The 17,663-nt window shown below is 41.1% G+C and carries 18 protein-coding genes; 12 read left to right on the plus strand and 6 right to left on the minus strand.

Annotated elements, in window-relative coordinates; translation table 11 throughout:
* Positions 1 to 165 precede the first annotated feature (165 nt).
* From recA to GLIP_RS21730, 3 genes are all read left to right on the plus strand, one after another.
* A complete protein-coding gene (recA, locus tag GLIP_RS15035) occupies positions 166 to 1,200 on the plus strand; it encodes a recombinase RecA (RefSeq protein WP_008845517.1) in 1,035 nt (344 codons plus the stop codon).
* A gap of 364 nt (positions 1,201 to 1,564) precedes the next feature.
* Positions 1,565 to 2,011, plus strand: coding sequence for a PA2169 family four-helix-bundle protein (locus GLIP_RS15040; RefSeq protein WP_008845518.1), 447 nt, complete (start codon positions 1,565 to 1,567; stop codon positions 2,009 to 2,011).
* 71 nt (positions 2,012 to 2,082) lie between these two features.
* Positions 2,083 to 2,241 carry a YqaE/Pmp3 family membrane protein gene (locus tag GLIP_RS21730; RefSeq protein WP_008845519.1) on the plus strand — a complete coding sequence of 53 codons (159 nt, stop codon included), beginning with the start codon at positions 2,083 to 2,085 and terminating at the stop codon, positions 2,239 to 2,241.
* Between the two features lie 102 nt (positions 2,242 to 2,343).
* On the opposite strand, the gene GLIP_RS15050 is transcribed toward GLIP_RS21730, so the two are convergent.
* Positions 2,344 to 3,321 (minus strand): endonuclease/exonuclease/phosphatase family protein, encoded by a 978-nt coding sequence (locus tag GLIP_RS15050; protein ID WP_008845520.1) that lies wholly within the window; start codon positions 3,319 to 3,321, stop codon positions 2,344 to 2,346.
* 218 nt (positions 3,322 to 3,539) lie between these two features.
* On the opposite strand from GLIP_RS15050, the gene GLIP_RS15055 reads away from it, so the two are divergent.
* The 4 genes from GLIP_RS15055 (at position 3,540) to GLIP_RS21500 (ending at position 5,229) form a co-directional block, all read left to right on the plus strand.
* Positions 3,540 to 3,857, plus strand: a complete 318-nt coding sequence (locus GLIP_RS15055; protein ID WP_008845521.1) for a hypothetical protein — start codon at positions 3,540 to 3,542, stop codon at positions 3,855 to 3,857.
* A gap of 7 nt (positions 3,858 to 3,864) precedes the next feature.
* Positions 3,865 to 4,302, plus strand: coding sequence for a hypothetical protein (locus GLIP_RS15060; RefSeq protein ID WP_008845522.1), 438 nt, complete (start codon positions 3,865 to 3,867; stop codon positions 4,300 to 4,302).
* An 8-nt stretch (positions 4,303 to 4,310) separates the two neighbouring features.
* Positions 4,311 to 4,550: a hypothetical protein gene (locus GLIP_RS15065; protein ID WP_008845523.1), complete on the plus strand. Its 240-nt coding sequence runs from the start codon at positions 4,311 to 4,313 to the stop codon at positions 4,548 to 4,550.
* 334 nt (positions 4,551 to 4,884) lie between these two features.
* Positions 4,885 to 5,229 (plus strand): hypothetical protein, encoded by a 345-nt coding sequence (locus tag GLIP_RS21500; protein WP_008845525.1) that lies wholly within the window; start codon positions 4,885 to 4,887, stop codon positions 5,227 to 5,229.
* Positions 5,230 to 5,253: 24 nt separating this feature from the next.
* Here the strand turns inward: GLIP_RS21500 and GLIP_RS15075 are convergent, their stop codons facing one another.
* Positions 5,254 to 6,252: a LysR family transcriptional regulator gene (locus GLIP_RS15075; protein WP_008845526.1), complete on the minus strand. Its 999-nt coding sequence runs from the start codon at positions 6,250 to 6,252 to the stop codon at positions 5,254 to 5,256.
* Positions 6,253 to 6,788: 536 nt separating this feature from the next.
* Here GLIP_RS15075 and GLIP_RS15080 point away from each other — a divergent pair.
* The 4 genes from GLIP_RS15080 (at position 6,789) to GLIP_RS15095 (ending at position 13,367) form a co-directional block, all read left to right on the plus strand.
* Positions 6,789 to 9,404, plus strand: a complete 2,616-nt coding sequence (locus GLIP_RS15080) for a TonB-dependent receptor plug domain-containing protein (protein ID WP_008845529.1) — start codon at positions 6,789 to 6,791, stop codon at positions 9,402 to 9,404.
* A 126-nt stretch (positions 9,405 to 9,530) separates the two neighbouring features.
* On the plus strand, positions 9,531 to 10,355 hold the full coding sequence (locus tag GLIP_RS15085) for a sulfite exporter TauE/SafE family protein (RefSeq protein ID WP_008845530.1): 825 nt from the start codon (positions 9,531 to 9,533) through the stop codon (positions 10,353 to 10,355).
* A gap of 30 nt (positions 10,356 to 10,385) precedes the next feature.
* Positions 10,386 to 11,561, plus strand: coding sequence for a pyridoxal phosphate-dependent aminotransferase (locus GLIP_RS15090; RefSeq protein ID WP_008845531.1), 1,176 nt, complete (start codon positions 10,386 to 10,388; stop codon positions 11,559 to 11,561).
* Between the two features lie 171 nt (positions 11,562 to 11,732).
* Positions 11,733 to 13,367, plus strand: coding sequence for an alpha-L-fucosidase (locus GLIP_RS15095; protein WP_008845532.1), 1,635 nt, complete (start codon positions 11,733 to 11,735; stop codon positions 13,365 to 13,367).
* Positions 13,368 to 13,448: 81 nt separating this feature from the next.
* Here the strand turns inward: GLIP_RS15095 and GLIP_RS15100 are convergent, their stop codons facing one another.
* The 3 genes from GLIP_RS15100 to GLIP_RS21505 are packed head-to-tail and all read right to left on the minus strand — an operon-like array spanning position 13,449 to position 16,267.
* Positions 13,449 to 14,819 (minus strand): hypothetical protein, encoded by a 1,371-nt coding sequence (locus GLIP_RS15100; RefSeq protein ID WP_040523098.1) that lies wholly within the window; start codon positions 14,817 to 14,819, stop codon positions 13,449 to 13,451.
* Positions 14,800 to 15,735, minus strand: a complete 936-nt coding sequence (locus tag GLIP_RS15105; protein ID WP_040523101.1) for a hypothetical protein — start codon at positions 15,733 to 15,735, stop codon at positions 14,800 to 14,802. Before GLIP_RS15105 ends, GLIP_RS15100 begins: the two co-directional genes overlap by 20 nt.
* Positions 15,707 to 16,267, minus strand: a complete 561-nt coding sequence (locus tag GLIP_RS21505; protein ID WP_008845535.1) for a hypothetical protein — start codon at positions 16,265 to 16,267, stop codon at positions 15,707 to 15,709. The genes GLIP_RS15105 and GLIP_RS21505 overlap by 29 nt, the downstream gene beginning before the upstream one ends.
* 549 nt (positions 16,268 to 16,816) lie before the next feature.
* Between GLIP_RS21505 and GLIP_RS15115 the strand changes: the two genes are divergently transcribed.
* Positions 16,817 to 17,290: a hypothetical protein gene (locus GLIP_RS15115; protein ID WP_008845536.1), complete on the plus strand. Its 474-nt coding sequence runs from the start codon at positions 16,817 to 16,819 to the stop codon at positions 17,288 to 17,290.
* Positions 17,291 to 17,380: 90 nt separating this feature from the next.
* On the opposite strand, the gene GLIP_RS15120 is transcribed toward GLIP_RS15115, so the two are convergent.
* Positions 17,381 to 17,599 (minus strand): hypothetical protein, encoded by a 219-nt coding sequence (locus tag GLIP_RS15120; RefSeq protein WP_008845537.1) that lies wholly within the window; start codon positions 17,597 to 17,599, stop codon positions 17,381 to 17,383.
* Positions 17,600 to 17,663 lie beyond the last annotated feature (64 nt).

Raw genomic sequence — 17,663 nt, forward strand, 5'->3', positions numbered from 1 at the left:
AAGAACGGTCAAAAACTAAAAAAAACAAAAAAACTCAAAACTGTACTTGTAACTGTATAATCATACAGTATACTTCTCAGCACTGATTTAAAAATCAACTTTAATAAAAAATAAGTTTGTTGAACCCTAGTTCAATTAATCACGCTATTTTCGAAGGATATTCCGATGGACGACAATAAATCTCGCGCTTTATCAGCTGCTCTTGGGCAGATTGAAAAACAGTTTGGTAAAGGGGCAATTATGCGCCTGGGTGATAACCAAGCATTAGATATTGATGCTATTTCAACTGGTTCACTGACCATAGATATTGCCTTAGGTATAGGCGGATTGCCATGTGGTCGAGTGGTTGAGATTTATGGTCCTGAGTCCTCAGGTAAAACCACACTGACATTACAAGCAATCGCAGAAGCGCAAAAAATGGGTAAGACCTGTGCGTTCGTTGATGCTGAACACGCATTAGATCCAGTCTATGCTGCCAAACTGGGCGTAAATATTGATGATCTGTTGGTTTCACAGCCAGATACCGGTGAACAGGCGCTAGAGATTTGCGACATGTTAGTGCGTTCTGGTGCGGTTGATGTTGTGGTTGTTGACTCGGTTGCGGCGTTAACACCAAAGGCAGAAATTGAAGGTGATATGGGTGATTCGCATGTTGGATTACAAGCTCGCCTGATGTCTCAAGCTCTACGTAAACTAACTGCCAACATTAAACGTTCAAATACTTTGGTGATATTCATTAACCAAATTCGAATGAAAATTGGGGTTATGTTCGGCAGCCCAGAAACAACAACCGGTGGTAACGCTCTTAAATTTTATGCTTCTGTACGACTTGATATACGTCGTATTGGCGCGATTAAAGACGGTGACGAAGTAGTGGGTAATGAAACCAGAGTTAAAGTGGTTAAAAATAAAGTTGCTCCTCCATTCAAGCAAGCTGAATTCCAAATTATGTACGGTGAAGGAATTTGTAAACAAGCAGAGCTTATTGATTTGGGTGTTAAGCAAAAATTTGTTGAAAAAGCCGGCGCTTGGTACAGCTACAATGGCGAACGTATTGGCCAAGGTAAAGCAAACGTCGTTAAATATTTAAAAGAACATAAAGAAATGGCAGACGACATTGAAAAGCGTCTTAGAGCGGAGTTGTTGTTGTCTAAAACCGTTAAGCCAGAAGAGCCCCTAGCATCTGAAGACGTGCTATAGCCTAACCATATAGTGCGTTTCCTAAGCGTGAGTTCCCCGTTAAGTTTCTTAGCGGGGTTTTTTTTAAGTTTCACTTACACTGCTTAATCCTCAAATGTAATCTTTCCATTAAATGCGTAAAATTTTTACACGCAATCATCAATAACTTTAGTTGCAGACGGCAGTGCTATTGTTAGTTTGTACAATGGAAATTTTTTAAAGTTTCCCTATCTTATTGATTATTCTCTTAAAATATTTCTGTCTTGTTTTTTTAAACGACTCCTTATTCGCATTTCTAGCAACTGGCTCAGTTTCTGCACTCACTTCACATGAGACCAATGTGCAACATTGGTTATTTTCGTTAAATCATTTAAAGGAGATTTTTATGAGTAATGACGTAAAACAAGTGAATAAGGTAACTGATGTTATAGCTGTACTTAGAGCAGGTGCTGATTTTTATGAGGAAAGCATTAGTGAAGCTGAGCATGAATCAGTGAAGCAAATCTTCGCTAAAATGATGTTTGAAAAAAAAGCAGCAGTCGAAGCTTTACAGCCTTTTGCTATCGCTGAACAAGGAAAGAAAGAAACGGGCGAATCAATTGCCGTAAATGTACGTAACATGTACACCAAATTGGCAGGTATGTTGTCGTTCGATAAAGAACATACTTATGTAAGTCAATTGGAAGAGGTTGAGGATAAAACTCTTGAGGTTATCGACGAAGCCCTCGAAGAAGACCAACCTGAAGTGTGTGCACGTGCGTTAAATGAAATCAGAAGCACTATGCAGGCTTGTCATGACCAAATGAAAGCACTGCAAGAATTAACCGCATAAGTACGCGTTTAAAGAAACTGTAGCCACTCATAGAGTGGCTATTGAACGTTTGGTTTATTAGGAGATTTAATATGGATATCGTTAGGTTGATATTTGCGATTCTGTTACCACCTGTTGGTGTATTCCTTCAAGTAGGATTCAGTGGCGCATTCTTTTTGAATATATTACTGACTATTCTAGGATATATTCCCGGCATCATTCATGCTGTATGGATTATCGCTAAAAGATAATGTGTAAAGTCCGCAGTGTTCCGTTTTGAACGGCATGCGGACTACTCTCCAGATTGTCGATGAACTTCCCAACTACCTTTTACATGCTTTTAGATTACATTTTTATTCGGGGGAACGTAGCACAAGTTCTGTCAGAAATGGAAAGTGATCAGAGTCAATTGAAGGTAAGCGCTTGATATCTCTGAGTACAAAATTATCAGAATGGAATAAGTGATCTAGCGGCCACCTTGTGAGTACGTAGTCTGCGTGAAAGGTATTGTAAAAGCCTCTACCTATACGAGGGTCTTTCAAGCCACTTTTCTTCCGGAATTCACGGGTTGTAGGTGACCAGGCCACATCATTCAAATCGCCTGTTACGATAGTGGGTACTTTGTGTTTTTTTACTTCTCTGGCAATTAAAAGTAACTCTTTGTCTCTGGGCTTTGCAGTTTCATTTTCGGTAGGTGAAGGTGGCGCAGGGTGCACAAAGTGAAACTTTATTCTAATGTTCTCTGCAAACTTTATATAACAGTGTATTGAAGGTACATCTTTTTCAATTAAATCCCTCACCTCCAAGTCTTCAATTTCATATTTACTATATAGGTGCATGCCATATAAATTTTCTAGCGGTCTATTTACCCTAAATGGAAAATCTTGATGTAATGGTTCGAGTGCATCTTGCCACCATTTGTTCGATTCAAGGGTCACTAAAATATCTGGTTTGTGCTGGTTAACGAGCTCAATTAATTTGTGTGCAGACTTATTTGTCATTAAAACATTAGATGTAATCACCTTAATATTGACACCGCTTTTATTCTGGTTGCTATGCCAGTTGGGGACTTCTTTCGGATAAATAAAAGTGTAGGGAATAATCCAAATACATTGATAAAGAAAAATTGCTAGGTTAACAAAAAACAATATGTACATTAGCCAATTATCGGCGAAGAAACTTATCAGAAGCATGTTGCCGAAAATTAAGATGGCTATTTGTACTCGAGGGAATTCCCAGACTCGACAAATCCAGTGATTGCTGGGAAATAGAGGTAGAAAACAAATAACAAGTAGTAGGGCGCTAGTAGCGATCAATCCATATTCAATCATGTCTGCAAATTGCTTTGATGTAATTGTTGCAAAGAATAACAGAACTATTTACATCTTTATCCTTATTTTTTTAAAGTTGGTTTTATTGCGTAATGTTAACTATCTGATTTATAACTATTATATTTGGTTGTTTTGATTGGCATAGAGGTTGCTGCTTTAGAATCACTATTCTGTTAATTAAGAGCAGGTAGCATTTAAATTTTACAAAGGAGAATATTATGGCTAGTCAAGCACCGTCAGTTTCGAACAAAGTAAAAGAGAATGTCACTGAATCTGGGACTCCGATTGCTGATAAAGTAACCGATGCACTTCACCACTCAGTCGACTCCTTATCCAAGCATGCAGCTAAAACTGAAGAAAAAGTTCGTGATTCAGCGTCAGCTTCTGCTGAAACTATTGCTGAAAAACAACAGCAAGCGATCAAGTATTGGGACTCATCTGCTGTAGGCAAATTTACTAAAGAGAATCCAGTTGCTACTGCCGGTATCGCTTTTGCTGCTGGAATGGCATTAGCTGCATTCTTAAAAAGAAAATAATCAAATCATGATTGACGAAGGTTCTCAATATTCAGAGGAATCTGTAGCGTCTGAAAATGACGCTGCAGATTTGGCTGACGTTCAAGCTTCATGGTTGCGGGCATGGGAAGCGCAAAAGGAACAGTTTAGCAAAGCGAAATCGTTGGCTTCTGCTGAGATATCTCTTTGTTTCAAAGCGATAATCTTGAGCGCCCTGTGTGTACTTTTGTTGGTCGGTGTGGCGCTATTAACTTGGGCTACAATATTGCTAAGTGCAGGCTATGCGGCTCATGTTGCCGGTATTCATTGGGCAGTGATTGCAATTGCAGCAATCGTTTTGAACTTGATGTTGTTTTGGATTGTAGGGCGGATTTTCATCAATGCAAAACGTTCTATTAGCTTACAGACAACACTTGATGCGATTTTTAAATCCAAAGATTCAAGCTCAAAGAAGCAATCATCTTAGGAGGTATCATGTTAGATTTACTCGCCAAACAGAAAAACCAAGTTGATAATGCGGCAAATTTATATCGTGCAGCTTATTTGAATAAACATCACATACTTGATAAAGCGCAAGATCAATCTAAACAATGGATTGGATCCCCTAAAGGTCTTTTAGTTTCTTTTGCTGCAGGGACCTGTTATGAATTGCAGTCTAGCTCACAAGCACATTCGAGCAGGACCTTAATGACGTTATTGTTACGTTTTATCTAACCCTAATCCGCTAACAGGTATTTCTTGTAAACGTTACTAAAATGCCAGCGAATATTTGCAATGCCGGCATATTTCGAACTTCATTAGCCCATCAAATTTAATAGCCTTTTTGCACATTCGGAAAAACTTACACTCGGGTAAGCAATTTTTTTAAAATCATATCTCTACTACAACAAAAAATGAAAAACCTCGTGCAAAATAAAGTGATAAAAACCCTTTATTTACAATGGCTTGAATATTTTTTCAGCTCTAATTACTTATCTTTCATAATTGGTACTAAATCTGCAAAACAATCCTTATAGAAATAAACTTTTTAAATCTGAAGGACCAAATAATGAAGAAGTTAATCGTTTCACTGACTGTAGTTGCAGCAATTTTAAGTTCAGCCGTGGTGATTGGGCAAACCGAGCAAACCGAGCAAACAAAAATGACGGACCACGATCCTGTGTCAGAAGTGCTAGAAACGTTTGCACAAAAGTTACAAGAAGTTGATCGAACAGTTAAAGACCGTAATAGTCGACTAAGACTAGAGCGTGCACTTTACTATTATCAGTCTTCTATCCAGTTTCACCAGTCTAATTGGAATCGACAGGCATTAGATCATGCAAGAAGAGGTTTACGACTTTTAGAACTGAGTCAGCAGCAGAATTCTCTAGATGTGCAAATCGCATCGCGCTAGATAACCGTGACTTGTTATTGTGGCTTAAACAACACCGATATTTAGTGGCGATTTATTCGCTATCGATGAATATGAAATTGCCAGACGGCCACGCCAATGATCGCAAGCTTGTTCATGGGCGGTCACACTTTTAATGACATTTAACATTTGCAGTGTTGCATCACTCATTCGCATACTTTTATTGGTAGTTGCTAATACCAAACGCTTCATTTCTGGTTGTTCAATTTTTAACGATTTTACTACGTTACTCTCCTCTAAGTGATACATAGCTGAGGAAGGCAAAATCATCAGCCCTTCGCCTTGAATCACTTGCCGTAAGCCAGTCATCAATTGCCCCGAATAGGCTTTATCGTGTTTTAGCGCTACTCCTGTCTTTTGTTCGTAAATATTGATTAGTTGTCCAAGGGCATCTTTTAAACTAGGCATTAAAAGTTCAAATTGGCTCAATTCCCAAAAATTAACCGAATCTCGATTGAGTAATTGATGATAATTGGCTGAATTGTCGTTACAACCCACTACTAAATACATATATTCCTCGATTAACGGGAAAGTACTCATAAAATCATGATCGATTTCTTGTTCGTAGGTTAACGCGATATCCAATTGGTTGGTTTTAAGCCACTCCTTTACTGCATACGAAGGGCCTGTACTTATGTCTAACTTAATGTGTGGATGGTAACGATTCACTTCGGCAATCAATGGCATTGATAGCACATTGCCTATCGACGGTAACATTCCAACTCGAACGGTTCCGCTGTGATTGCTGATTATTTGTTGAAGTTCTAGTTTTGCTTCATTGATATTTTTGGTGATAGTTTCAGCGTGTTTTAAAAAAATCTGGCCTGCTTTAGTCAGTGATACACCTCTAAAACTGCGCTCGAACAATACCGCCGACATTTCACGCTCTAAATTAGCTAACTGCTGGCTGATTGCGGGTTGGGCAATATCTAATTCTCTCGCTGCAGCAGCAATGCTGCCTTTTTGCACAGTGATTAAAAAATACTGTAGCTGCTTAGTGTTCATAAAACACTGTACCTCTTTTCTTTAAATTAATATTGAGATCATTGTTAGCCTCCGTTGCACTATATTAGTTACATTCCTCTTGCGAACATTATCCTTTGCACTATTACTGTAATTTGTTGTTTATTAAGCACTTTTTGTACCATCTTTGTGGTTTGAAGTGCGTTTAATTGTTAATGAACTGTTGCTCTGGATTTTGTCACAATGTTTTTTTCTTTCATATTTTTCTTGTAACCCTATGTAATTTATCACTAAAAATTGCAGCTCAATATTTTTGATATAGCCCTCCATAATCTTTTTTCTTCCGCCTCATCAGAACATTTCTTAGTCTCTTATGCGTTAGTCAGTTTAGGCGATTCATGAACAGAATCTCTATGTTTGCTTGAAGTTGGTGCTTGTAAGTCCTTTAACAGGGCAAGGCGTTTTAAAGCATCAACCTGCCAAACGACTTTTGCTAGCACAATAATAAAAAACTACAACAAGGATAAATATTGCAAGGATGTAAGTAGGCAAAACACATAATAATTAGGGAACACTCAATGAAACTTAATAAAATAAATGCTGCAATCATCGCGGGTCTGTCCGGTTGCGCAATTTCTATGCTGAGTGCACCTTTAGCGTTAGCACAAGAAGCCACACTCGAAGACGATAACCTAGAAAAAATAGCCGTTGTAGGCGCGCGCGGGGCTCCACGTTCAGTGACCAGTTCTCCGGTGCCAGTTGACGTATTAAGTGCAGATGACTTAAATGCTGTGGCTTTTTCCGACATGAACGATGTGTTGAAGACCTTGGTACCTTCTTATTCTATTTCAAGGCAACCGATTTCTGATGGCGGTACGTTTATCCGCCCAGCTCAGTTGCGTGGTTTACCAACTGACAAAACCTTGGTTTTAGTCAATTCAAAAAGACGTCATAGAGCTTCGTTAGTATCCATTGGTGGCTCTGGGACACAAGGTCCTGATCTTGCGACCATTCCAACCGCCGCCATTGGAAGTGTAGAAGTACTTCGTGATGGAGCTGCTGCACAGTACGGTTCTGATGCCATTGCAGGTGTTATTAACTTTCAATTAAAAAACAATACCGAAGGTGGCATGTTTTCAGCAGAGTGGGGTCAACACTTTGAAGGAGATGGTGATCAATTAACCATCAGTGGTAACAAAGGTTTTGCCTTAGGTGATGATGGCTTCTTTAGTATTTCAGCTGAATATTCAGATTCTGAAGCCACTTTTAGAGGAACTCAATATTGTGAAAGCTGGTTTTGTGTAAACGATCAATCTGCTGAATATATCGCCGCAGCAGAAGCGCAAGGACAGACTGTACATGGGTCTTCTCAGGTGCAGCCGTGGGGACAACCCAATTCAAGTGGCACCAGAATATTCTTTAATACTGGTTATTCAATCAACTCAGAAGTCGAACTTTACGGTTTTGGTAATTATTCAGAAAGCGAAGGTGACGGAAGCTTTTTCTATCGTTATCCGGGTAATGGAACAATCGAAGATTTACGTTTAGAAGATGGTTCGATTTGGAATCCTATTGAATTTTTCCCTGGAGGCTTTACACCTCGATTTTTCGGTGAAGTCACTGACTATTCTTTAGTGGGTGGACTTAAAGGCATGACTGGCGCGTTTAGTTATGATTTAAGTGCGCGATATGGTTATAACGAAATTTCTTACACGTTAAGCAATACTATTAACCCTTCTATGGGAAATATGTCTCCTACTTCTTTTAAACCGGGTGATTTAAGTAACGAGGAAACCCAATTTCAAGCCGATTTTGCTTATGACATGGCAGAATATGTTCTTGCTTTTGGTTTAAGTTATTTGGATGAATCATACGAAATTTCAGGTGGTGAGGAAGATTCCTACTTTGCTGGTCCTTACGCAACCTCTGATCCTTGGGGATTTTGTACTGACAGTTACACTCCTACTGAAGCTGGAGCAGCAGTTATTGCTGATGGTTCTACACTGGATTGTGGCAACTACACAACTAACGACGTTGATGATGACGGCTTTGAAGATGACGGTATTTCGGGGTTAGATCCGGTTTATCGAGTTGTTGGCGTGGGATCTAATGGATTTCCCGGTTATTCACCTGAGTTCTCTGGTACTTACTCGCGAGATTCTTATGCGGCATATGTCGATATTTCAGGAGATATATCTGACAAGCTGTTTGCTCAAGGTGCTTTGCGCTACGAAGATTACTCAGATTTTGGCTCAGAGGTAGTATATAAAATTGCAGCCATCTACCAATTCACGGAAGAGTTTGCAGTACGTAGTTCATACGGGACTGGATTCCGCGCACCCACGCCCGGACAGCAAGGTACAACGAATGTATCAACTCGCTTACCTAATGGATTTCCGGTCGCAACCGGGTTATTCCCAGCTGGTGGTCCGGTAGCGCAAGCACTGGGCGCGGAAGAATTACGTCCTGAACTTTCTACTAACTTTACATTAGGTTTAACCGCTTCTTTAGGTGATTTCACGTTAACGGTTGATTACTACAACATATTGTTGGAAGACCGTGTAAATGCAGTATCAACTATGGACGTTTCAACCGATCCATCTTCTGGAGGCGCATACGATAATTACTTAAATCTATCTGCTGCTGGCGTGGTAGGTGCTGAGTCAATTGGTGGAGTGTTCTTTTTCCAGAATGCGTTTGATACGGTAACTGAAGGGGTTGATGTAGTGGGTACTTACGCGCTGCAATCAGACTTTGGTGACACTATGTTCACAGCGTCAATTAACTATAACACGCAGGAGTTTGATTCAGATCCAAGTGAATATTTTAACACCGAAGATCAATTTGACTTTGAGAATGGCTTACCTGAAATGCGCGGTGTGTTTTCTGTTAAACACAGCTATGAGGATTGGATGGTTACCACTCGCCTTAGTTACTACGGAGAGTATGAAAACGCCAATGACAGTCCATTAGAGACCATTCAAACATTTGGTTCGGAATTCTTATTTGACGTAGAAGGTGCATATCAGATTAACGATATGTATACCGTTTCAGTGGGGGTGCGCAATCTGTTCGATAGCTATCCTGACCCTGGCACCATGGGAGAAACCTGTTGCGGTCGAATCTACCGCTCTGATTCTGTGGTGGATTGGCAAGGAGGATATTATTACGCCAAATTTATCGCGAATTTCTAATTCGATAAAAGGTTAGATGCAAAATTGATAGTGCAGTTGGGGCGAAAGCCCCCTGCGACTATTTGAAATTCATTTTTAAAGTTGAGTATACATAGTGTTAATTTTCTTTAGTGGAGCGATGTAGTGATGGAGATTGAATTACTCTGGTTCGTTCTAACGTTGTGTTTTGCTGGCGCTGTGGCCGGTATTACGGCTGGATTGTTTGGGAACGGCGGTGGGTTTGTGGTTGTTCCTGCCTTATTGGCCGTTTTTCCGTTTTTCACACCCAATTCAGATGAGTTGGTAAAAGTGGCAATTGGCACTTCCCTGGCATCCATTGTTGTTTCCAGTGCACGCTCAGTGATGGCTCACAGAAGACGTGGAGCTGTGGATTTTGACGTTCTTAAATCTTGGTCGATATGGATCATCCTAGGCGTACTAGGAGGAATAGCTATTGCTAATCACACCAGTAGTGTAGGGCTCACAATTGTCTTTGCTGCAGGCGTGTTGCTTTATTCGATCTACTTCTTATTCCCTGATTTTGTGGTGCGCCCCGGTGTGTCTTTTTCAATGCCATCAGGTATTGGCAAAGCGACTTTGGCATTCGTGTTAGGCGGTTTTTCAGCACTGCTTGGCATTGGCGGAGGTACGCCCACGGTCATAACAATGGTGATGTGTAGACGGACGATTCAGCAAGCAGTTGCAACCGCTGCGGGGGTCGGCTGCTTAATCGGTTTGCCGGGCGCACTTGGATTTTTGTTTATGGAGAATAGTAGTCCAGCAAATATGCCTTTCGGTACGGTTGGGTATATCAATTTGCCAGCACTAATCGCGATTAGTATCGGCTCAATATTAACAGCGCCCTATGGTGCTTCAATGGCCCACAGTTTTAGCGAAAAGAAGCTTAAACGCCTTTTCGGAATTTATTTAGTGATTGTGTCGACTGCGATGTTTATCAAAGTTTTAGCCTGATCACATTTTAAGAAAAAGAGGAAAACAATAATGACTTATAATCCATCTAGACGCTTATTCTTAGGTGGCACCATTGCCGCTTCAGCAGCCGGTGCATCAGGCTTAATCGTTCCTGCCGGAATTGCAACCGCAGCAGCAAAGCCTGCACCACAAGTAACTTACGGCCCAGCTCCAGGGATTGCAAAACTCAATGCAAATGAAAACCCTTATGGCCCGAGTCCTGAAGCGTTAAAAGCCATCGCTCAGGCCAGTAGCCAAGGCGGTGCGTATTATGCCTATAATGCAGGCATGTATTTACGCGATATGATCGCTGAAAACCATAGTTTAAAACCCGGTAATATTGCTATTACCGCTGGCTCGAGTTTGATACTAGCTTTTGCTGCAATGGCCGCAACCTCTAAAGGCGTCATTCTAGGACCAGACTTGTTTTGGGATACCACTTCTAGAGCTCCCATTAGACAAGGTGGTCCTGAAATACGCAGAGTGGCGAATACCGCCGATTTAGAAATTGACCTAGACGCACTTTATGCTGCCATTGATGACGACGTGGCTATGGTACATGTCTGCAATCCAAATAATCCTACCGGGCGAATTGTTGATCCGATGAAACTAAAAGAGTTTTGTATCAAGGCGTCAAAGAAAACCTTAGTGTTGGTGGATGAAGCATACAACGAACTTATCGAAGATGGCCCTAAACACTCAATGATTCCGCTTATCAATGAAGGTCATAACATTATCGTTGCCCGCACATTCTCAAAAATATATGGACTTGCCGGTATGCGTGTAGGTTACATGTTGGGTTCTGAAGAAAACATGGAATTCATCAGTAAATATGGATTGGGCGGCTACTCCATAAATCAGGCTGGACTGGCAGCGGCGATTGCTAGTTATCATGATGAAGGGTTCAAAACCTTCTCAAGAGAAAAAGTGAATGAAGCTAAAGGAATTATCCTTTCTGCGGTAAAAGCTAATGGTTTAACTGCACTGCCATCGAGTACCAATTTCGTATTTGTAAATCTTGGCGAGAACGGTGATGCTAATTTGTTTAGGACCGCGATGGAAAAACAAAATGTATTAATTCGAGGGCAATATCGTAGTTACAAACCTTGGTCGCGAGTCAGTACGGGTATCATCAAAGACGTGCAAATGTATGCCAATGCTATGCCTATGGCGCTCGATGAAATGTATAAACAGATGAAATCATAAACTTGTCATTTTTCAATCGTTTCATAAGGCCGCTTTTAGCGGTCTTTTTATTACCTTTAAATGTTATATGTTCGAGCGGTTTCTCATGCACTAAAAATATTACTGTTTTATAGCGGTTAGTTTGTCTTAATAAATAGTCCAATCCATATCGACTAACATAAGGAATTTACTGTGAGAAACATTTTGGTACTGGCGTTGTTGCCAGCACTTGTTGGCGTAGATGCACAGGCCGCTAATAATCTGAAGTTAAATAACGAATCGCAAGTCTCCCATAGTAACTTATCCCAGCCTTATGATGGCACTTGGCGTTCTTTGCAAAAAATGCCAGTGCCCGCTTGGTTCGATGACGGAAAAATTGGGATTTTTATTCATTGGGGTCCTTACAGTGTGATTGGGCATAGAAAAAATGACCGGGGCTATGCAGAGCACACCCCAAAAATGATTTATGAAGACCCAGATTATTACTATCCTTATTTAGAGTCCCGCTGGGGAGCACATCCCCCCGAGTTTGGTTATAAAGATATCATCCCTGAGTTTACTGCTGAACACTGGGATCCAGACGCTTGGGCAGAATTATTTGAACAAGTTGGAGCGAAATACGTGGTGATGACTGCGGAGCATCATGATGGTTGGGCAAATTGGGATTCAGAACTGACACCTTGGAATGCTGTAGACAAAGGTCCAAAACGTGATTTAGTTGGTGATCTTGGCAAAGCACTACGTAAGCATGGATTAAAATATGCGCCGTCATATCATCGCGAGCGTCATACCGGTTTTTTTGCTAAACAAAAATACGCTGTGCACAGTGAGGCCCGCCCAGATATTTTAGAAGAAATTCGTCGTAATCCTGAAGCCAAAATGCTCTACGGCCCTGAATTTAGTTATAACAAAGCGTTTGTGGATGACTATGTTGCCCGCTGGAAAGAAATTCAAGAGAAATATCAACCAGACATGATGTGGTTAGATGATTTTCCTATTTATACTCGCGATGGCAACAATGTCAGAGCAGGCATTGCTAAACCTGAAATCCAATATTTAGATGATCAGATGCGCGCAATGATCACCGACTATATGAATAATGGTGCAGCGCAAAATCAGGCTGTGTACGTTAACAACAAAGGTGGAAATCGTAATTGGCCAGACGGTGTTGGCAATTTAGAAAAAGACAACCTAAAGCTCAAAGTGATTGGTCCTAAATGGCAAAGTTGTACTACTTTCGGCACCTCTTTTGGATATCTAGCCGCTGAAGAGGCGCTAGATTACCCACATAAGAAAAAATCGGTTGAGGAGGTTATTCATGAAATGGTTGAAATTGTTAGCCGAAATGGCAATTTTCTTATCAATATAGGTCCTAAAGCGGATGGTACGATTCCGGAGTGGCAAGTTGAACGATTGCGTAGTATGGGGGAGTGGCTATCGATAAACGGCGAGGCTATTTACGCGAGCCGTTATTGGAAAGTGAATGGCCAAAAACAGGGACATCTAGCTTTTACGGTTAAAGATAAGTCGGTATTTGCCATTGCTCTTGAGAAACCATTAGCGCCTTTATTGATTGAAGCGACAAAAGGTTGGACACGCGCTGACGTAAAGTCCGTCAAATTGTTAGGTAGTAGTGTTGATGTAAAATGGCAGATAACTGAGCAAGGCTTGACAATCATTCCGCCCAAAGATTTATCGCACACTAAATACGCATGGACATTCAAAATTGAAACTGCTTCTCAACAACATGTCCCTAACGTTATTGAACACAATGTTGAACGCGTGTTGAAAGGCACCAAAAAAGTTGATTTAGAAGGGAATATGTAAACCCTAAAACGTGAGCTCTAAAAGCTTAGACTGCCTTAGAAGGTTAAAGTAAACAATGTATTTGTCGTGAACAACTTTATATCAAAGCTGGCATTGCAACAAATTCAAATTTGCTGACACTGTACTCGTACTGGATGAAGCAGTGCCATTGCCGTAAAAAGACTCGAGTTTAGCTAACTCGTTTTTGGCTTTGATTAATGCTTCCTCAGTGCGTTGCAGGTTTTGCTCAGCTTCAACAAACAATGATTCACAACGTTGTTGTAAAAACGCTTCTCTGGCAACTCTGCGTTGAGGAGATGCCGCAACTTGCTTTTCCCAGGCAATGCGTTTGGTTTTTAGCTGTTGTTCTCCTTCATCAATACAGCTTGAAAATACATCCAACTCTGCCGCCAATACTTGGTTAATTATGGCAATTTCATTAGCGGTGAGAGTTGTTTCTTTTTCGAGTGCTTGAATTGCTGACGGTTGCATTGAGACTGCGTGTGCGCTGAAGCGTATATAATCATTTTTACTGCCTAATTGGGGACTATAGTCGTCAGCCAGTACCTTCTTTTTATGCGCATCTAGTATCTTTAGAAATTGCACAAAATCGGTTTCGCGATTTGCATTAATGTCGTTAACGCTGAAGGTTTTTTCTGGTGTAATAATCGCCAAATAGGCAAGGACTAAAGCTTTAACGCCCCCGCTTGGGACATAAAGCCCATTGAACGTCCTAAAACTGCATATTTCTCTGGCAGCAACGGGGATTTGGTTTTCTTCTAAAACGTCATAAGGGCGCTTTTGTGTGCTATTAGCTAGTTGAATATTGGGACATTGATTGGCTTGGCTAATATCAAGTGTATTAGCTAGTCCTTCATTAGCGAGTTGACGATTAAAGTCGTTTAGGTTTGTATTTAAATTTCGCTTAATTGCACTGAGTTGATCGGATAGCACTGTGACATTATTGCGAGCAATAGATAAGTCTCTCTCAGCTAACAGAGACACGGTATTTTTTCTAACAGACTGTTCCCATTCAGGAAAACGGAAACGGGCAGTCTCGCCCAAACTCGGGTCGCGAATGGGAATCACCTGTCCCTTCGATTCCATATATAAACAAATAGGTGAGCTCCTATCTGGCGGTGAAGGCAACTGCGACAAGAGTTGAAAACTGCGAATATTAGCAGCTGATTGAGAGGCTTGATGACGAGAATGTCTTGGTGTTAGATATTGTCTTACATTTCGCTTGTTGCCATTGGTATCAATTTCGACATATTCAGCTACGACTATGATTGGATCCCGCTGATAGTTGGCCGCAAAAGGATGGTCGCTTTGCCATGCAAAAACCAACTGATTACCTTGACCACTCACTGTGGTCCCTAAGTTATTCCCTAATTTAGTGCTGCCACAAGACATAGTGAGAAAACAGAAACAGCAGACGATTAAAAACTTATAACTATTTACTTGAGGCAACATTAGTATATCCATATTCTCGTAAAGTAGACTGATTTAGAGAGCTAGTAGCTAAAATACTGCTTTCAAACATGGTACGTAGGATGCGAAGAGCGGGTTTGGCCCTTTTACCTAGTTGTTGTTGTTTTGCTAACGAATCCAAATAGATGAGTGAATACGCCATCGCTTCGCGTTCAAGACGCATCGCTATGTCATGTGTAGCAGCAATGCCTTCCTGAGCGCCACGATTTTCATCGACACTCAGATTGTTTAGTACGTACCGCTCATAATCCATATGAATTGTATTTTTTATCTGGTTAGTTAATTGGTTTTGAGAGTAGGTATTAAATACTTGAATGCGTTTTGGTGCTGGTGGATGCTGGATCATAGAGCGAATATATAAGAATAAACTCGCACTCCAAAAAGGAGCGTCTTGGGTAAACTGTTCTTGAGCGTATTCTCTGATAAATTTCCCTGGACTTACTTTTGCCAGTGACTCCTGTTCAGGACGCAAACCACTAAGTACTTTGGAGTAGGCATGCACTTGATAAGTCGCATCTTCATCGACGGTTCTTAGTACGCCACCTAAAAAGGCGATGGTACAAGCGCTGATACAGTAGTCGCCTTTTTTGACTCGGACGAAACTACCGAACTCACGCAAAACTAGCCCAATTTTTACGCCTTCATATAAATTTCCACCGCCTGAATGCAACCAAACTTGGGAATAACTTCGTTGTGATAGGGCGCGTTTAATATTTTGCGCATCACCTGTTTCAATACCGCTTTTACCGTCTTTTATATAAAGAACAGCTTGCCCGTTATTGGAAACCGTCGATAGCTGCAATCTCGCTTGAGCGCCACTGCACACTATCAACGGAATCAAAAACCATAAGAATCGCAATGTAGAATCCTTAGGCTGTTGTTGGTTGGTAGACTCCATTGGGCAGTTCCCGACAATACTTAACATAAATGGTTTCGGACTGGGTGCCATCGGCCAATGTGTCTTCCATATCCACACATTCTCTATTCATGCTTGTTTCTTGATAAGTGCGTGTAGGTGTAACTGTGCCGCTCAATGAGGGGTTAGATGGATCACTATAGGTAGTTGCGGTGCTTGACGCTGCTGCCGCTAAGACTTGTGCTTCTCGTTCTTTACGACCTTGTTCAGACAAGTTTTTATAGATTGTATTACCTGCGTAATCGGCTAATTTACAAAAACTGATAAATAATCCCAATTGAAATGCTTTGGTATAAGTATCAATTTCTTTTTCACTATAATTGCCCGGGCGGCGTTCAAAATATGCTTCAGCTAATTCTTTAGCAATATAAGCGCCAGCGATTCCACCTCCGGTGCAAATTACTGCGCGTGTCCCCCAGCCCAGTGTATCTTCACCGTTGCCATTGGATTGGCAGCCTGAAATAAGAGAAAGTGATAGTCCAAGTAGTAAAAATCGAAGTGAAAAGCAGTTCATTAACCTAGTCCTTGTCATTATGTATTCTTTAAAATACAACACTTTAAGAAGCTTACTTTCACCTACACAGCGAAGACAACTAAGTTCAATATATAAGATTATTTTGGGCCAATAGAATCATCGGCGTAGCCATTACAATATTAGCGATGCTGATTGTTTTTGCAACAACTTTAGTTTGTTATTTGATCAGTGGCCGCTAGGAGATGGAGTGTTTTTTTATTTATAAGGAGTGTTCTCTTTGCGCTGGGGTATCTATTCTGACAATGACAAAACCCACCTGATGGGCTATACCTATATGGATGGATAGCCTGTATTAACAGGCTTAAGCTCTACTCAGCACTGAGTGTTACCGAGACATCTTCGTACAAATTTGTAGTCGCACCAGGCGGATGCCCCTTTCTTTTTTTAGTTGTTAGTTAGAAAAGACAATAAACACTAAGTGACTGTCATCGAATAAGAAGTCGATTGGCGCGTAGCTTTGGTGAGCGCGCTTCATTGTGTTGCTGCAATAAGTCGTGCAGCCGATAAAGAAACTTAGGAGAAGATGTAATGGATAAACTTATTGCTGCGTTAATCGTAGTGCTACTGTTGTTAATTGCACTTGCGCTCTGGTTTTATAACAAATGGAAAACTTCGAATGCAATAAAAGCAGCCAAAGGCACTATTCCAAATGGGACAACACCTGGTCAGGCGACAATTATAGACGCATGGACAACGGCACCTACAACAGTTGCTGCGGGTGTTAACACCACTTTTGTCTTAACCGTGACAAGTAATCAGGTTACGGTTGTGCCCGTGACGGGACGTGAATATATAATTGCCGCGCCAGCGGGGGTTACAATAGTGAGTATCAATGGCGCCGCGCCAAATAATCCAGCTATTGGAACCACAACGGCCACAGGCACCATTACCGTTGTCATCAAGGCCGATCCGGTAGAACAGCCAACGGCGGGGGCGCTAGTAGCGCAGCAGACTTCAGCAGCTTCCACGACTGCTGTTTCAGCTGGATTTACGATTCAATAATCCGTTAAAAGCTGGGCTGGGAACTGGATATTCTATTGCAGCTTACAGATTTAGTGGGCCGTCACTGTGGTTGGGTTGGGCAATTCAGATTTAGCTAACTTCTTCACCGTCATAACGACGCGCTAGATCATCTAGTTCGGCACTAGTGCTATCAAATCCAGTATCTGAGTAGTGATAGGTCACCTGCACTTTAACAGAGCCGCGGTATAACTTGGCTTTAATGTGCGGTCTTTGTTCGGCGTTCACGTCATTTAAAAAACGGTTGGCAATTTGGCCGCTAGGGAATTGATAAATTATTTGATTCTGCATGGGTAAACGAATTTAGATATTTTTTGGAATAGTGCATGTTCACAGTATTTTTAGCAACAGTAGG

Origin of the sequence: Aliiglaciecola lipolytica E3 (genome assembly GCF_000314975.1) — a bacterium.
Lineage (GTDB): Bacteria > Pseudomonadota > Gammaproteobacteria > Enterobacterales > Alteromonadaceae > Aliiglaciecola > Aliiglaciecola lipolytica.

What these genes read in the sequence shown, in the direction of transcription:
- recA (WP_008845517.1), top strand. Translation starts at nt 166, where the DNA reads ATGGACGACAATAAATCTCGCGCTTTATCAGCTGCTCTTGGGCAGATT.
- GLIP_RS15040 (WP_008845518.1), top strand. Translation starts at nt 1,565, where the DNA reads ATGAGTAATGACGTAAAACAAGTGAATAAGGTAACTGATGTTATAGCT.
- GLIP_RS21730 (WP_008845519.1), top strand. Translation starts at nt 2,083, where the DNA reads ATGGATATCGTTAGGTTGATATTTGCGATTCTGTTACCACCTGTTGGT.
- GLIP_RS15050 (WP_008845520.1), bottom strand. Translation starts at nt 3,321, where the DNA reads ATGATTGAATATGGATTGATCGCTACTAGCGCCCTACTACTTGTTATT.
- GLIP_RS15055 (WP_008845521.1), top strand. Translation starts at nt 3,540, where the DNA reads ATGGCTAGTCAAGCACCGTCAGTTTCGAACAAAGTAAAAGAGAATGTC.
- GLIP_RS15060 (WP_008845522.1), top strand. Translation starts at nt 3,865, where the DNA reads ATGATTGACGAAGGTTCTCAATATTCAGAGGAATCTGTAGCGTCTGAA.
- GLIP_RS15065 (WP_008845523.1), top strand. Translation starts at nt 4,311, where the DNA reads ATGTTAGATTTACTCGCCAAACAGAAAAACCAAGTTGATAATGCGGCA.
- GLIP_RS21500 (WP_008845525.1), top strand. Translation starts at nt 4,885, where the DNA reads ATGAAGAAGTTAATCGTTTCACTGACTGTAGTTGCAGCAATTTTAAGT.
- GLIP_RS15075 (WP_008845526.1), bottom strand. Translation starts at nt 6,252, where the DNA reads ATGAACACTAAGCAGCTACAGTATTTTTTAATCACTGTGCAAAAAGGC.
- GLIP_RS15080 (WP_008845529.1), top strand. Translation starts at nt 6,789, where the DNA reads ATGAAACTTAATAAAATAAATGCTGCAATCATCGCGGGTCTGTCCGGT.
- GLIP_RS15085 (WP_008845530.1), top strand. Translation starts at nt 9,531, where the DNA reads ATGGAGATTGAATTACTCTGGTTCGTTCTAACGTTGTGTTTTGCTGGC.
- GLIP_RS15090 (WP_008845531.1), top strand. Translation starts at nt 10,386, where the DNA reads ATGACTTATAATCCATCTAGACGCTTATTCTTAGGTGGCACCATTGCC.
- GLIP_RS15100 (WP_040523098.1), bottom strand. Translation starts at nt 14,819, where the DNA reads ATGTTGCCTCAAGTAAATAGTTATAAGTTTTTAATCGTCTGCTGTTTC.
- GLIP_RS15105 (WP_040523101.1), bottom strand. Translation starts at nt 15,735, where the DNA reads ATGGAGTCTACCAACCAACAACAGCCTAAGGATTCTACATTGCGATTC.
- GLIP_RS21505 (WP_008845535.1), bottom strand. Translation starts at nt 16,267, where the DNA reads ATGAACTGCTTTTCACTTCGATTTTTACTACTTGGACTATCACTTTCT.
- GLIP_RS15115 (WP_008845536.1), top strand. Translation starts at nt 16,817, where the DNA reads ATGGATAAACTTATTGCTGCGTTAATCGTAGTGCTACTGTTGTTAATT.
- GLIP_RS15120 (WP_008845537.1), bottom strand. Translation starts at nt 17,599, where the DNA reads ATGCAGAATCAAATAATTTATCAATTCCCTAGCGGCCAAATTGCCAAC.